Raw genomic sequence first — 13,999 nt, 5'->3', positions numbered from 1 at the left:
ACTGTGCGTGTATAAAAAAGCATTTCCTAACGTTGCCATTTTTCCCATTTATGGAATGGCAACCGAAAGGGAATGCTTTTTTATTTATAATTTTTAGAAAGTGATGTTGGAATGGAGCCCGAAAATGGCTTCATTCCCGACAAGACGGTTGCCCGTCCAATCCGTCACACCGCCAGAGGGATGCCAGACATACTGGAAGTCTGGCTGCATGACCCACCAAGGGGTGACCTGTGCCTGATAGGTAAGTTCCAGATGGTTTTCATTGCCTTGTACAGGTGCGCCAGAGTTGCGGTCATACCGCCGTTGGCCAGAAGAAGCACGGCCAATGCCCCAGCCTAGGCCCACCGTATCATTATCGCGTCCCTTGAACGGGGCTTTAAGGTTGATGCCCGCATCAATGGCAAAGCTGATCATGTTTCGGTCCCCACCATTACCTGTGGCGCGTGCAAAAATGCCTACAGATTGTGGAGATTGGAGTGAAGGGCGCCAGATCATCTGGTCAATAATACCATAGACCATCCAGTTGCCCCGGTCCCACCGCGGAATACCTGTGGTGTCAGCCGCACTACCTAAAGCTTTCCCCTGATTGTTGTAGCGATAATCAGGGAATTTTGCCGTATCGTAATATCCACCCAGCTTGTAGATGCCTGGCAGGCCGGGATCTTTGGTGACATGTGACATGTCATCAGGCTGAGGGTTGAGAGCATACTGCAATTCGGTAATCAGCAGTGCGCCGGTGCCCATGTTGAAGTTGGCACCATCCTCATCATGAGTGTTCTGATTGGTCGGGTCTGCGCTGTTGCCACCGTTCTGGATGCCAAAGGAGTTGTTGCGGTTGCCCGGTGGGTTGTCATCTGCTGCCGCAAACATGAAGGTAAACTTGTCTGACGGACGGTAGCGGATGCGGATAGCTGGAGAAGATAGGGGCCAAGATGGTCCACCTGCGTACAGGTTCACCGAAGGTGCCATGGGCCAGCCAAAGTTGGAGTTCAGATATAAGGCCCCGTAATCACTGATCAGGAACTCGGTATCCAAATCCTGTTGCCCGATTTTGACATCCAGTTTGCCGTCCAGAAAAGACTGCTGATACCATAATTCGAACAGGCGCGTGGAACGATCGGCCTCAAATCCACTGACCGGGTTGAAGTTGGCCAGATGATCCTGAGAGATGGAGCGCCCGCGCAACTGTAGGGCGCTGACATTAAATGTGCCGCCTTTCAGGCCAATCAGTTTTTCCAAATCTACCGTCAAGGTTGGCATGGTTACACCGTCATAGGCTGGGCCGGTGCCCGAACCACTGGCGCCATCGGCCCCTGATGCTGTACCACCTGTGGCGTTGCCCCACAGTTCATCCACTTCCTGAATATCAAAGCTGATACCGTGTTTGGCCATCCAGTCCCGAGCGCCCCACATATTACCCAATAGGTGGTCGCTCATGTCTGGTGTGTCATCGCCCTTTTTCTCGGTAGCTGCCGCTTCTGCTGCGCGTTGGGAATCTCGCACTGTTGCCGGATCAATTTGCTCAATCAGTGGCCCAGAATTGCCCAACCGGCGACGGTCCTGCTCAACCTGCGTCTCTTCTGCATGTGCTAAAACAGGTGTGGTTGTGAGAATGGTTGCGCAAAGACAAAAAAATTTCAGAAATGTTCTGTTATATCTATGATGTTTTTGCATGGTCACAGGTTGCTCTGATGGTAGGTATGGATGATTGATATTCGGCAATGGAGAATCATTCTCAATTAGAGCATCTCAAAATGCAATTAGAATACGACCTTCATAAGCGCAGGGCAGGGGTGTTAAAAAGAGAGGGCAAAGCCCTCTCTTTTGGAAGTTTCTTATTATTTCTCAGGGTATGAGAAAGTGAATGATTCCGTAAAGGGCTGCCAAAAGCCGGGTGTGCCGGTTTCTTTATCTGTGTGATGAAGGAAGCCATTGGCTTCTGGTGAGCTATAGCTGAACACTACCGTATAGCTGCCGGGGCCATCCATTTTAACGTTATTGGCGTAATGCGGACCATCTTTTGCTGTCATCGGGTGCAGCGTGCCCTGGTTTTTCCAGTCAGATCCCTTTTTGGTAAGGGTGTAATCAACCTTCAGGTAGGGAACCCATGCACCATCGGGAAAGCCCCACTGGTTATCTGCTGTAGCATGCACATCTGTTTCCAGATGGATGGTATCCTTGCCCATGGCCATGTCTGATGTCATGGGCATCATGTCTACATCAAGCAGGTAGTTTGCAGCTATTTCCATGTCATGTGCATGTACGGGGCCACCCACCGGGTATTCACGCGCGGCAGCGGGAAGCGCAATGGCAAGGGTAAGAACCGATGCTGCGGAAAGAATTGAAAGATAGGATTTCATATGTCTGCACCTCAAGTTTTTGTAAGGCACAGTGGCAGATATTTTCTGCGCACCTGTGACAGATTATGAAGCGCTGGATTGAGGACGTGTGCGAACAAAGCGTTCAACCACAATCAGTCCGGCAAGTGTCAGCATCCATACAAGCAGTTGAATGCCCATTGGTCTGTCTGTGTATCCAATCAGAACTTTGGCCGTACGCCCAAGCATACTACCATCAGACAGCAGCCAGGATGTATCCCAGATATCGTATCCCAGAGCGGGGATCAGATCATCATTCGCCAAGATGGCAGCGGCCTGACTGGCCATGCCAGCAGCCAGAAAGGAGACCAGAACATTCGTGACTGCAAAAAGATGTTTTAGAGGAATGATAATCAATCCTCTATAAAGCGCCCATGAAAGTGCAGCTCCGCCCACAACACCAAGCAGGCCGCCTGTAAACATGGGCACAAAACCGGTATGTGCGGATACGGCAATACCATACAGGAACAGCACAACTTCCATACCTTCACGCAAGACAGCTACGGCAACAACTGTAGCCAAAGCGAAAAGGGAGCGGCTTCCTTCTGATACTTCCTTACCAACACTACGCATTTCCTGAGCAAGCTCACGACCGTGGCTTGCCATCCAGATAACATGCCAAGAAAGCATAAGAACAGCGATGCATAGGATAGAAGCAGAAAAGATATCCTGCCCGTTGCCAGAAAAAGCCTGAGAGAGTTGCCCCGCAAACATGGCCACAATGGCTGCGCCAACAACACCCGCCCCAATGCCGCCGGAAACCCACCATCCGCGCCCCGGAATGCCCCGCGTGGCTGCAAGCACGATGCCAACAATCAACCCGGCTTCCATAACCTCGCGAAAGACAATAATCAGGCTTCCAAGCATAATTTACTTCTTTTCTTCTGCTGTAACGGTACCCTTGGCCTCGTCTGGATGGTAATCATCAAAAAAAGTATAGGTTCCAGGGTGTAGAGGCCCGGCATGAACTTTGATTGTTCCTTGTGGAACAACAATTTTTTCAAATTTCATATCGTAGCTTTCGAACTCATCAGTTGTCGTGTCCTGATTGTTGAGTTCGATCATGAATCGCTCACCAGCTGGAACGGTGATATGATCAGGCTCGAAATGATGATCTTTGACAGTAAGCTGAAAAACTGTTTGAGAATGGGCCTGCTGAGGGAAACATATCCATGCACCTGCTAACAGAGGAATGGCTGCTACAAGCAGTTTCATTGTATGATACTCCATCAGTCATGCCGTTTGGATTAGTGCGAATCATTGTCAAAGTCAATCACACCAGATAACCCGCGAGCCTAACGCTTATGTCATCTCATCCCTTGGCGTTCCTACGCCTGCCCAACTCCGTGCTTATGGCGTTAGATAGTCGGGCTTATCATTTCTGGTTCCAGCCAGTGCATTACCTTGCAAGAATTGTGCATATTCTTACAATGGCAGCGTTTTTTGGTCTGGAATTTCTGTTTATTCTTGCTGTTATTCAAAATCTGGATCGGCCAACAGTGGTACGTATTTCACGGTTTATGGTGAAACCACTGCATATCAGTTATGCTTTAGCTATGATCTCCGGCTTTGCTTTGTTTTTTTATGATCCAGTGCATATTGGCAATCGGGCATATCTTTCCCCCAAACTTATCGCACTGGCCGTAGCTGGTGTTCTGGCGTGGTTTGGGCACAAATCCATTTACTGGCCAGTTATGGCTGGACGTGACAATGAGCTGCCAAAATGGACAAAAGCATTTTGCGTGGCATCCTGTGTGGTATGGGCCGCTGTTATTGTGTTTTCGTGCCTGAATAGTGAAGGTGTGCCGAAAGTTTATTTAAGACACTATTTCTAATAACAGTGATTTTTTGCGGTATAAAAAAAGCCCCGGACATATTTGCCCGGGGCTTTTTTAGTATCAATTTGGCAACTTACTCTGCGGGCACATAAACTTTGCCACCAGCTTGCCGGAACTCTTCGGTTTTCTGTTCCATGCCAGCAATGCGTATGGCGTCTTCTTTCAAATCCTGACTGATACGCATTGAACAGAATTTGGGGCCGCACATTGAGCAGAAATGTGCACTTTTATGTGCTTCACGCGGCATGGTTTCATCATGATACGCGCAGGCTGTATCGGGGTCCAAAGACAGGTTGAACTGATCTTCCCACCTAAAGGAGAAGCGTGCGCGGCTTAGGGCATCATCCCGGTATTTTGCAGATGGATGACCTTTTGCAAGGTCAGCGGCATGTGCAGCAATGCGATAGGTAATCACGCCTGTTTTCACGTCATTCCGGTCTGGGAGGCCCAGATGTTCCTTGGGTGTGACGTAGCAGAGCATGGAGGTGCCAAACCATCCGATCATGGCGGCGCCAATGGCGGATGTAATGTGGTCGTATCCTGGTGCAATGTCTGTGGTCAGCGGGCCAAGCGTATAGAAGGGGGCCTCCTTACATTCTTTTAGCTGCTTATCCATGTTGGCCTTGATCTTGTGCATGGGCACATGGCCCGGGCCTTCAATCATGACCTGGCAGCCTTTTGCCCAGGCAATCTCTGTCAGTTCACCCAGGGTTTCCAGTTCGGCAAACTGTGCGGCGTCATTCGCATCAGCAATACTGCCGGGGCGCAGACCATCGCCCAAAGAGAAGGACACATCATAGGCACGCATGATGTCGCAGATGTCTTCAAAATGTTCGTACAGGAAGCTTTCACGGTGACCATTTAGGCACCAGCTCGCCATGATGGAACCGCCGCGTGAAACAATACCTGTAACGCGGTTGGCTGTGAGTGGCACATGCTGCAACCGTACACCGGCATGAATGGTAAAGTAGTCCACTCCCTGTTCTGCCTGTTCAATCAGAGTATCACGGAACACTTCCCAGCTCAGTTTGCTGACATCTCCGCCCACTTTTTCCAAAGCCTGATACAGGGGCACTGTGCCGATAGGTGTGGGGGCGTTTCGTAAAATCCAGTCACGGATATTGTGAATGTTCCGGCCAGTGGAAAGATCCATCACGGTATCCGCACCCCAGCGGATGGACCATACAAGCTTTTCCACTTCTTCTGCTGCAGATGAGGTAATGGCGGAGTTACCGATATTGGCATTAATTTTTACAAGAAAATTACGCCCGATAATAACGGGTTCCAGCTCTGGGTGGTTGATGTTTGCCGGAATAATGGCGCGTCCGCGGGCAATTTCCTGACGAACAAATTCAGGCGTGATGAATTCTGGAATATTGGCACCAAAGGATTCACCATCTTCCAGACATTGGGCAGCATCATCCGCTGCCTTCTGGCGGCCCAGATTTTCGCGGTGGGCCACGTAAATCATTTCGTCAGTAATAATGCCAGCCTTGGCGAACTCATACTGCGTAACAAGCTGGCCTTCTCGCCCTTTAAGCACGGTATGTGGGGCAGGGCAGGGTGCTACAAGGTAGTTACCTTCTGCATTGCCATTGTCTTCTGGCTTAATGTCGCGTGGTTTGATGTGCTCAAAGCCGCGTGCAGCCAACCACGATGCCCGAATTTTTGGCAGCCCTTTGTTAACGTCAATTTCTACAGTGCTGTCTGTGTAGGGGCCGGACGTATCATACACACGTACAGGTGGTTCATTTGCGGAAGGTTCCAGCATGATTTCGCGGAAAGGTACGCGCATGTCCGGCCGATCGGCAGGGCTGGAATAAACTTTGCATGAGCCACGGATGGCACCGGTTGTAACATGCCCCGGAGCGGGTGCAGCCGTATTAGCGGGTTTAGGGTTGCCCCCTACAATAGGAGGGGCCGCATTTTGTTTGGAATCAACTGAAGACATGACGTTATCGTCTCCTCTGCCGAGAGGAGGACAGGTCTGAAAAAGACTCCGCTTGTATGAGCGGCTAGGTTCGGAAAGAACATAACTGTCTTTTCAGGCACCAGTCCCTCCGCCGGTATAAGCCGGATCAGGTTCCCCACCAAAACATCATGTTCTGGCGGCAGGGTCGCCACGGTGCCCGAAAGAATCGTGCAAAAAGTGGCCTCTCAGTTCCTTACCGGAACCCCCCTTGGTATCGGACAGCAGATAGCCTTAAGCGCAATTATGTCAAGAAAAATCAAAGGGAAACGAAAAACGAATGCGTGCGTTTTGTAAGGGTAAAATGCGTAAGGCATAAAAACCTATTTGTGACATAATAAATAAAATTATGTCAGCTATGCAATAATTTTCTGATTGTGGCATAATCACGACATGAAATCTGAAAAGAAACGAGCTCAAGAAGCTATACAAAATCTCGAAATTTCTCCGTATGCCAAGCACGTGTTGTGGATTGCAGCATTTGTTTCTGCCATTTGCGGCGGTCTTTACGGCTACGATACCGGTATTATTTCTGGCGCCCTTCTTCTTATTACAAAAGATTTCCATCTGACTTCTGGTCAGGAGGAAATTGTTACATCAGCTATTCTGGTGGGTGCTGTTATTGGTGCCATGGGCATTGCCAACCTGTCAGAACGTTTTGGCCGCCGTGTTTCGGTTATGGTCGTTACCGCAGTTTTTGTTGTTGGCGCATTAGCGTGTTCTTACGCACCTAATCTTACCAGCCTGATTATTGCCCGCGTGTTTTTGGGCTGTGCGGTAGGTGGTGCCACGCAGGTGGTTCCAACATATATTTCGGAATTGGCTCCAGCTAGTAAGCGTGGCAATCTGGTAACGCTGTTTAACGTGGCTATTGGGATCGGCATTTTTCTGGCCAACCTGGTTGGCTTTACCATGCGTGAAAAATGGGGTTGGCGCCCCATGATTTCTGTGGCCGCCATTCCTGCTGCCTTTGTTTTCATCAGCATGTTTTTCCTGCCCAAAAGCCCACGCTGGACTGCTGAAAATGAAGGGCTGGAATCTGCGGTGGAGCAACTGGGCCGCGTGCGTTCTTCCCGCAAGGTCATTCAGCGTGAGATCAATGAGATCCATGCCAATGTTGTAAATCTGGATGAAGATGAACGCGGCTGGAAAGGCTTGATGCTGCCTTGGGTGCGCCCTGCACTGATAGCAGCATTAGGGATTGCTTTCTTCACCCAGGCTGGTGGGTTGGAGATGATGATCTACTATACCCCTACCTTCCTGTCTGATGCTGGGTTTGGAAATTCATCCGCGCTGCTGACCAGTTTAGGGATCGCGCTTGTCTATCTCATCATGACCCTGCTTGGCTGCCTGTTTGTAGATAAAATTGGTCGTCGGCGCTTGGTGCTAATTATGGGGCCGGGTTCTGTTGTCAGCCTTATTGGCTTGGGCATTGTGTTTGCCATGCACCCCGCTCAGGGCAGTGTAGGAAGTTGGCTGATTGTGGCCTTCCTGCTGCTGTTCATGCTGTTTAACTCTGGCGGTATTCAGGTTGTGGGTTGGCTGTTGGGCGCTGAACTGTTCCCGCTGCCTATGCGTGCTGCGGCAACCAGCATACATGCGGCCATGCTGTGGGGGGCAGACCTTCTGGTAACATCCACAGCCCTTACGCTGGTGCAAACAGTCTCTCTGGGTGGCACCATGTGGATTTATGCAGGGGTTAACCTTGCTTCGGTATTGTTTGTTTACTTCTGTGTGCCGGAAACGGCTGGCGCAACATTGGAAGATATTGAAACCGCTCTGCGCCGCGGAGAGTTCCGCCCGCGTGTTGGGCAGGATCCTCGCATTCGTTCTTATGATGAGGAAGAAGAGGAAGCAGTTGGTGTGATGCCCAACGCCTAATGGCTTGTTCTGCTTCCTGAGCGTAAAAAACCCGGCGACATCTGGAAAGATGTGCCGGGTTTTTTATGGCTGCCAGAAAAGAGCCGAACCACAGTTTAGTGTGGCTTGGCTGTAAACTGTTCCAACCAATGAATGGTGTAATCACCCTTCTGGAACTCAGGATCTTCCAGAATACGGCGATGCAGCGGAATAACGGTTTTAATACCTTCCACCACAAACTCATCTAAAGCGCGCTGCATGCGGGCAATGGCCTGCTCACGCGTAGGGGCATGCACGATCAGCTTGGCAATCATACTGTCGTAAAAAGGCGGCACACGGTAGCCAGTGTAAAGGGCGCTATCTACACGCACACCCAAGCCACCGGGTGGGTGGTAAACAGCAACCGTGCCGGGGCAGGGGGTAAAGCTGTCTGGATCTTCCGCATTGATACGGCATTCAATGGCGTGGCCAGAAAATGAAATATCTTTCTGCGTATAACCAAGCTTCTCACCAGCGGCCAAGCGAATCTGCTCACGCACCAAGTCTACATCGCAGACCATTTCGGTCACTGGATGTTCCACCTGAAGGCGTGTGTTCATTTCGATGAAGCAGAATTGCCCATCCTGATACAGGAACTCCAGCGTGCCCGCGTTGCGATAGCCCATTTTAGAGAGAGCCTGCGTGGCTGTCTGGCCAATGGCATCACGCTGTTCTGCTGTTAGGGCCGGAGAACCGGCTTCTTCCAGAAGTTTCTGGTGACGGCGCTGGAGAGAGCAGTCGCGCTCGCCAAAATGAACCACGTTGCCGTAATTGTCCCCCAGAATCTGGAGTTCAATATGGCGCGGTCGATCCATGTATTTTTCCAGATAAACGGCATCGTTGCCAAAAGCAGCGCGTGCTTCGGCGCGGGCCATTTTCCAGGCGTCTTCCAGATCGCCAGCCGTTTGAGCCACCTTCATGCCACGGCCACCACCGCCAGCCGCAGCCTTGATCAGCACCGGATAGCCGACTTTGTCAGCAACTTCGCGGGCTTCTTCCAGGCTTGTCAGTTCACCATCAGAACCGGGCACCAAGGGCACGCCCAGCATCTGCATAGTGGTTTTGGCGGTAATCTTATCCCCCATCATGCGGATATGTTCCGCCGTTGGGCCGATAAAGGTCAGACCATGTGCTTCTACCGTTTCGGCAAAATCAGCATTTTCTGAAAGAAAACCATAGCCGGGGTGAATGGCTTCCGCCCCTGTAATGGTGGCTGCAGAAAGAATTGCAGCCACATTCAGGTAGGAATCGCGCGAGGCTGGCGGCCCGATGCAAACAGCTTCATCTGCCAGCCGAACGTGCATGGCGTCTTCATCCGCAGTGGAATGTACCGCTACGGTCTTGATCCCTAGCTCCCGGCAGGCGCGCAGGATACGAAGGGCAATTTCGCCTCGGTTGGCGATAAGGATCTTGGAAAACATTACTCAATAATAGCAAGCGGCTGGCCGTATTCCACCGGGTCGCCCGAAGCCACCAGCAGGGCCTTGAGCGTACCACCTTTGGGGGCCTTGATCTGGTTGAAGGTTTTCATGGCTTCAATCAGCATCAGGGTCTGGCCGGCGGTTACAATCTGGCCTTCGCTTGCAAAAGGAGGGGAGGACGGATCTGGCGTCAGGTAAGCCACGCCCACCATTGGGCTGTTGACAGCACCGGGGTGGCGGGAAAGATCTGCCGGAGCGGCAGGTGCTGCGGCTTCAGCCGGGGCTGCGGCGGGAGCCGGTGCCGGAGCAGCAACAGCCTGCGGCGCTGCGGCCACAGCCTGCACAGGGGCAGGCATGCGGGCAACGCGAATGCGGCTGTCCTTTTCCGATACTTCAATTTCAGTCAGGCCTGTTTCGGCCAGAATTTCAGCCAGAGCCCGAATGGCCTCCGCATCCACGAGCAATCCGCTCATCAGTCATCCTCATTCAGAATAAGATCGGTCATTGCCTGCAATGCCAGAGAATACCCCGCCACGCCTAGCCCACAGATAACGCCTGTAGCGGCGCGAGAGACATAGGAATGATGGCGGAATGGCTCGCGGCGGTGAATGTTGGAGATATGAACTTCAATCACAGGCAAGTCTGTTGTCAGCAGGGCATCCAGCAAAGCGATAGACGTATGCGTATAGCCCGCCGGGTTGATGATGATGCCCTGCGCCCGCTTGCGGCAGTCCTGCACCCAGGAAATCAGCTCACCTTCAATGTTGGTCTGGCGGAAATCTATGGCCAGGCCCAGCTTCTCAGCTGTTTGCAGGCAAAGTTGTTCCACGTCGTCCAGCGTTGCCCGCCCGTATATTTCGGGTTGGCGCTGGCCAAGCATATTCAGGTTGGGGCCGTTGAGCACAGCAATAAGAGGTCTTTCCATAACAGGAAGGGGCCGTAGCACGATGCTGCCCCGTATCCAAGAGAAGAGGCAGGCTGGGGGACAGGAAAATGCACTCTAGCAAAAAAGCATGCAGCGGAGCTACGCGCTTTAAGGCCATATTTTTGTCACGATAAGCGTGTTGAACATAAGTGACTATAAATCTGTATTTGCAACTCGAAGGTCGAAAAAGATTGCTTTTACAGCGTGAACACGGTCTTCTGGCGAACAGAACGATGTCAGAAAATGGAGTAAACAGGCGGATGTCAGCCCTGCGCCGGGCACTTCTTGGAAGTGTGTTTGTTATGTCTTCTCTTTTGTCGGCTTCAGCTGTTCAGGCAGCCGAGGCTGGGCAAGGCGGCACAGCGTGGGCAGATTCTGTCCGCCGTGCTTTGGCTGGGCGTAGCGCACAGACAGTCGCCACTGCGGATTCTGATACCAATCAGGCCCATCGCATTTTCCAGAAAGGTGTTGCCAGTTGGTATGGGGGGCGTTTCCATAACCGGCGCACATCTTCGGGTGAACGGTTTGACAAGGGTAGCCTGACAGCCGCGCATCCTACGGCTCCGCTAGGTAGTAAACTCCGCGTTGTTTCAGAAGATACAGGCCGCTCTGTGGTGGTCACAATCAATGATCGTGGGCCTTATAGCCGTGGGCGCATTATTGATGTGTCCAAAGCTGCAGCCGCGGAACTGGGGATGTTGAACAGCGGTATTGCCCATGTGCGGGTAGAGCCTGCTCCGGTTGAAGTGGCTTCTGCACCAGATGATGGTGGTTTGGCGGATAATACCCTTTCCTTGCAGAATACGGCGCCGCACACGGGTCGCACCCTTCATAGGGCGCGTCATCGTCGTTAAGAGATAGCGCAACCAATTTTTACGAGAAGCAGATTGCTGTGAATTAAAAAAGGGGTGTTCCGATCGGAACACCCCTTTTTTTAATGAGTTTTGAGAGGCTGATTAGGTCAGACTTCTAAAGGCTGCCGTGTAATGCCGCGGGCATAGCTTTCCATTTCAGCATTCAGTTCGGCGCCCATCAGCACAACCCATGCGGTTACAAAAAACCACATCATGATGGCGATAAATGCGCCTAATGGCCCATAGGTGGCGCTGTAACTGGCAATGTGTGCCACGTAGTAGGAAAAGCCGAGCGATGCTGCAATCCACGTTAATGTGGAACATAAGGCACCGGGCAGAACCCAACGCCATTGAGTAGCGATGTGCCGATTGGGGCCAAATCTGTATAGCGCAGAAAGGGCTAGGGTTTCGAAAGTAAACATCACCACCGGGCCGCTCCATCGGGCCATAAATTCAATGGAACCGGGCGGGGTGGGAATATGCAGCCATGCTGGCAGGTTAAGCAGCAGGGGCATAGCCACCATAAGCGCCAATGTGAGCACAGCCCCCAAAATGCCCGAGAGCGTAAGGGCAAAGGCGGTAATCTGGAACACAAAGAAATTACGATTTTCCCGTGTATTATACGCAATATTCAGAGCCGAAATAATGGAGCGCGTTGCGGCAGAGGCAGACCACAATGCCACACTAACCGAAATAATCAGGTTGAATGTGAGCGAGGATGGCGGCTCAGCTACAAGTGTCTGCACGCGATCATACAGCAGATTGAAGGCATTGGGAGGCAGCAGGCTGCGCAAGACTTCCATCTGTGGCGCCACGGTCTGCACATCAAAAGCCAGCCCGTAAATGGAGATCAGGGAGCTGATGGCGGGGAACAGAGAGAGCGTGGTATAAAATGCGCAGCCCGCGGCAACCAGCGTAGTGGGGCCGGAAATAAGGCTTTTGACGGTGCGCTGTAAAATGATCTTCCAATCTTTCCGCCCCAGTTCAGAAGGGCGAGAAAAATTGGGCTGCACATTTTCATGAATCGTGTGGGTGGGGGAATCCGGGTGCACAGATGGGCGCGTATCGGGCTGACAGATAACCTGCATCGGGATTGGAGCGTCCTTCGTTAAGGTAAAAGGTACCTTCTGCGGCACCAGCGATAAACTTGTAGCGGCACACCAAACACTAACGACCTGGTGTGAGGTAAAGAGGCATACTTTTTTGCAGGAACAAAAAGTTAACACTGCATGCGTTTGCCAAAAACGACATAAATGCCGTGTATAAAGCTTGCCTTGTCTTATCGGGCATAATGGCCAAGTGCCATGTTTTTTTATTTTTTGCGTGTTTTTGACTTGCACTTGTTGCGCTTTGGCCTCATATGCACGCCCCTACGCAGCAACGCACGTGCCACTGGCCCTCTGAGGTTACGCAACGACGTCAAGCGTTCTGGCAATCGGGATGTTTCGTGCATCTGCCTTTGGTCGCTGGTCCGTTAGACCGTTTCGCAACGTCCTTCTCCGCGCTGTTCAGGCGGGGGAGCCTGATCTGGGGGAGTGGGGATATGAATCCCAAAATCACCCGTTTTATCGCCGAGCAAAAGCCGGCAACGCCTTGCCTTGTTCTTGATGTGGATGCAGTGGCAGACCGCTATCATGCTTTGGGCAAAGCTTTGCCGCAGGCTCGCATTTACTATGCCGTTAAAGCCAACCCGGCGCAGCCTATTCTGCGGCGGCTGGTTGAACTTGGCTCCTGCTTTGATGCCGCTTCATGGGAAGAAGTTTCCCTGTGCTTGCAGGCAGGTGCCAGCCCGGATGCCATTTCCTTTGGCAATACGGTCAAAAAAGTTTCTGCTATCCGTGCTGCTTATGAGGCCGGTGTGCGGATGTTTGTTTTTGACTGCCGGGAAGAACTGGAAAAACTGGCCGCTCATGCGCCGGGAAGCCGTGTTTACTGCCGCCTTCTGGTAGATAATTACGGGGCGGAATGGCCGCTTTCCCGCAAGTTTGGCACCACAGTGGAATCCGCCAAGGAACTGATGCTGGCCGCCAGAGAACTGGGGCTGGACCCGTATGGCCTCTCCTTCCATGTGGGTAGTCAGCAGCTTTCTGCGGAAGCTTATGAGGTTGCCATTGCCCGTGCGGCGGCCCTGTTTACAGACTTAAGCGCCGCTGGTCTGGATTTGCGCATGGTTAATCTGGGGGGCGGTTTTCCTATCCGCTACCGGGATGACGTGCCAGAGATTGATCATTTCACCACGGCTATTTTCCGCGCCATGACAGAGCACTTTGGCAATGCGTTGCCAGAAATGCTGGTGGAACCCGGCCGCTTTATTGTGGGTGAAGCCGGCGTGGTGCGCTCGGAAGTTGTGCTTGTCAGTGCGCGTGGGCGCAAGGATGGGCTGCGCTGGGTGTATCTGGATATCGGGCGGTTTGGTGGCTTGGCGGAAACAGAAAACGAATCCATCCGCTACGCGATTCGTACCAGCCGTGATGGGTCTCCCACAGGGCGTGTGGCGTTGGCCGGGCCAACCTGTGATGGCGCGGATATCATGTATGAGAAAACGCACTACGAACTGCCGTTGGACTTGGCCGCAGGAGAGCAGGTCGATCTGCTGGGGGCGGGTGCTTATGTCTCCACTTACTGTGCAACGGGGTTCAATGGTTTTGCACCCTTAACCGAGCATTATATCTGATCCGATGTGAGGGCAGGCCAGCCTTGTGTTTGCCTGCCTTT

General features: G+C 52.1%; 13 protein-coding genes. 4 read left to right on the top strand and 9 right to left on the bottom strand.

Going from position 1 to position 13,999, the window contains the following annotated elements; translation table 11 throughout:
* Positions 1-93: 93 nt before the first annotated feature.
* The 4 genes from ABNV41_RS10315 to ABNV41_RS10300 form a co-directional block, all read right to left on the bottom strand.
* Positions 94-1,674, bottom strand: coding sequence for a carbohydrate porin (locus ABNV41_RS10315; protein WP_050818692.1), 1,581 nt, complete (start codon positions 1,672-1,674; stop codon positions 94-96).
* A gap of 164 nt (positions 1,675-1,838) precedes the next feature.
* Positions 1,839-2,390, bottom strand: coding sequence for an iron transporter (locus ABNV41_RS10310; RefSeq protein ID WP_196332591.1), 552 nt, complete (start codon positions 2,388-2,390; stop codon positions 1,839-1,841).
* 33 nt (positions 2,391-2,423) lie between these two features.
* Positions 2,424-3,245: an FTR1 family protein gene (locus tag ABNV41_RS10305; RefSeq protein ID WP_050818687.1), complete on the bottom strand. Its 822-nt coding sequence runs from the start codon at positions 3,243-3,245 to the stop codon at positions 2,424-2,426.
* Positions 3,246-3,248: 3 nt separating this feature from the next.
* The gene (locus ABNV41_RS10300) at positions 3,249-3,608 is read right to left on the bottom strand and encodes a cupredoxin domain-containing protein (RefSeq protein WP_014457553.1); all 360 of its coding nucleotides are present in this window, start codon (positions 3,606-3,608) and stop codon (positions 3,249-3,251) included.
* 74 nt (positions 3,609-3,682) lie between these two features.
* Here ABNV41_RS10300 and ABNV41_RS10295 point away from each other — a divergent pair, with 74 nt between their 5' ends.
* Positions 3,683-4,213: a hypothetical protein gene (locus ABNV41_RS10295; RefSeq protein ID WP_050818686.1), complete on the top strand. Its 531-nt coding sequence runs from the start codon at positions 3,683-3,685 to the stop codon at positions 4,211-4,213.
* A gap of 76 nt (positions 4,214-4,289) precedes the next feature.
* Here the strand turns inward: ABNV41_RS10295 and thiC are convergent, their stop codons facing one another.
* A complete protein-coding gene (gene thiC / locus ABNV41_RS10290; RefSeq protein ID WP_050818685.1) occupies positions 4,290-6,167 on the bottom strand; it encodes a phosphomethylpyrimidine synthase ThiC in 1,878 nt (625 codons plus the stop codon).
* Between the two features lie 411 nt (positions 6,168-6,578).
* Between thiC and ABNV41_RS10285 the strand changes: the two genes are divergently transcribed.
* The gene (locus ABNV41_RS10285) at positions 6,579-8,066 is read left to right on the top strand and encodes a sugar porter family MFS transporter (protein ID WP_050818684.1); all 1,488 of its coding nucleotides are present in this window, start codon (positions 6,579-6,581) and stop codon (positions 8,064-8,066) included.
* 95 nt (positions 8,067-8,161) lie between these two features.
* Here ABNV41_RS10285 and accC read toward each other — a convergent pair whose 3' ends face one another.
* Genes accC through aroQ form a run of 3 tightly spaced genes read right to left on the bottom strand, consistent with a single transcriptional unit; the run spans position 8,162 to position 10,430 of the window.
* Positions 8,162-9,505 (bottom strand): acetyl-CoA carboxylase biotin carboxylase subunit, encoded by a 1,344-nt coding sequence (gene accC, locus ABNV41_RS10280; RefSeq protein ID WP_050818682.1) that lies wholly within the window; start codon positions 9,503-9,505, stop codon positions 8,162-8,164.
* The gene (gene accB / locus ABNV41_RS10275; protein ID WP_014457552.1) at positions 9,505-9,978 is read right to left on the bottom strand and encodes an acetyl-CoA carboxylase biotin carboxyl carrier protein; all 474 of its coding nucleotides are present in this window, start codon (positions 9,976-9,978) and stop codon (positions 9,505-9,507) included. Before accB ends, accC begins: the two co-directional genes overlap by 1 nt.
* Positions 9,978-10,430 carry a type II 3-dehydroquinate dehydratase gene (aroQ, locus tag ABNV41_RS10270; protein WP_003626846.1) on the bottom strand — a complete coding sequence of 151 codons (453 nt, stop codon included), beginning with the start codon at positions 10,428-10,430 and terminating at the stop codon, positions 9,978-9,980. Before aroQ ends, accB begins: the two co-directional genes overlap by 1 nt.
* Before the next feature lie 302 nt (positions 10,431-10,732).
* Here aroQ and ABNV41_RS10265 point away from each other — a divergent pair, with 302 nt between their 5' ends.
* Positions 10,733-11,284 carry a septal ring lytic transglycosylase RlpA family protein gene (locus ABNV41_RS10265; protein ID WP_408735225.1) on the top strand — a complete coding sequence of 184 codons (552 nt, stop codon included), beginning with the start codon at positions 10,733-10,735 and terminating at the stop codon, positions 11,282-11,284.
* A gap of 107 nt (positions 11,285-11,391) precedes the next feature.
* Here the strand turns inward: ABNV41_RS10265 and ABNV41_RS10260 are convergent, their stop codons facing one another.
* Positions 11,392-12,372: a YihY/virulence factor BrkB family protein gene (locus ABNV41_RS10260; RefSeq protein ID WP_230844589.1), complete on the bottom strand. Its 981-nt coding sequence runs from the start codon at positions 12,370-12,372 to the stop codon at positions 11,392-11,394.
* A gap of 272 nt (positions 12,373-12,644) precedes the next feature.
* Here ABNV41_RS10260 and ABNV41_RS10255 point away from each other — a divergent pair, with 272 nt between their 5' ends.
* Positions 12,645-13,958 (top strand): type III PLP-dependent enzyme, encoded by a 1,314-nt coding sequence (locus tag ABNV41_RS10255; protein ID WP_196332590.1) that lies wholly within the window; start codon positions 12,645-12,647, stop codon positions 13,956-13,958.
* Positions 13,959-13,999 lie beyond the last annotated feature (41 nt).

Origin of the sequence: Acetobacter sp. A11-2 (assembly GCF_040208445.1) — a bacterium.
Classification (GTDB): domain Bacteria; phylum Pseudomonadota; class Alphaproteobacteria; order Acetobacterales; family Acetobacteraceae; genus Acetobacter; species Acetobacter oryzoeni.
The sequence above is the reverse complement of the archived record's forward strand: the minus strand, read 5'-3'. Positions and strand labels throughout refer to the sequence as shown.

What these genes read in the sequence shown, in the direction of transcription:
- ABNV41_RS10315 (WP_050818692.1), bottom strand. Translation starts at nt 1,674, where the DNA reads ATGCAAAAACATCATAGATATAACAGAACATTTCTGAAATTTTTTTGT.
- ABNV41_RS10305 (WP_050818687.1), bottom strand. Translation starts at nt 3,245, where the DNA reads ATGCTTGGAAGCCTGATTATTGTCTTTCGCGAGGTTATGGAAGCCGGG.
- ABNV41_RS10300 (WP_014457553.1), bottom strand. Translation starts at nt 3,608, where the DNA reads ATGGAGTATCATACAATGAAACTGCTTGTAGCAGCCATTCCTCTGTTA.
- ABNV41_RS10295 (WP_050818686.1), top strand. Translation starts at nt 3,683, where the DNA reads ATGTCATCTCATCCCTTGGCGTTCCTACGCCTGCCCAACTCCGTGCTT.
- thiC (WP_050818685.1), bottom strand. Translation starts at nt 6,167, where the DNA reads ATGTCTTCAGTTGATTCCAAACAAAATGCGGCCCCTCCTATTGTAGGG.
- ABNV41_RS10285 (WP_050818684.1), top strand. Translation starts at nt 6,579, where the DNA reads ATGAAATCTGAAAAGAAACGAGCTCAAGAAGCTATACAAAATCTCGAA.
- accC (WP_050818682.1), bottom strand. Translation starts at nt 9,505, where the DNA reads ATGTTTTCCAAGATCCTTATCGCCAACCGAGGCGAAATTGCCCTTCGT.
- accB (WP_014457552.1), bottom strand. Translation starts at nt 9,978, where the DNA reads ATGAGCGGATTGCTCGTGGATGCGGAGGCCATTCGGGCTCTGGCTGAA.
- aroQ (WP_003626846.1), bottom strand. Translation starts at nt 10,430, where the DNA reads ATGGAAAGACCTCTTATTGCTGTGCTCAACGGCCCCAACCTGAATATG.
- ABNV41_RS10265 (WP_408735225.1), top strand. Translation starts at nt 10,733, where the DNA reads ATGTCTTCTCTTTTGTCGGCTTCAGCTGTTCAGGCAGCCGAGGCTGGG.
- ABNV41_RS10260 (WP_230844589.1), bottom strand. Translation starts at nt 12,372, where the DNA reads ATGCAGGTTATCTGTCAGCCCGATACGCGCCCATCTGTGCACCCGGAT.
- ABNV41_RS10255 (WP_196332590.1), top strand. Translation starts at nt 12,645, where the DNA reads ATGCACGCCCCTACGCAGCAACGCACGTGCCACTGGCCCTCTGAGGTT.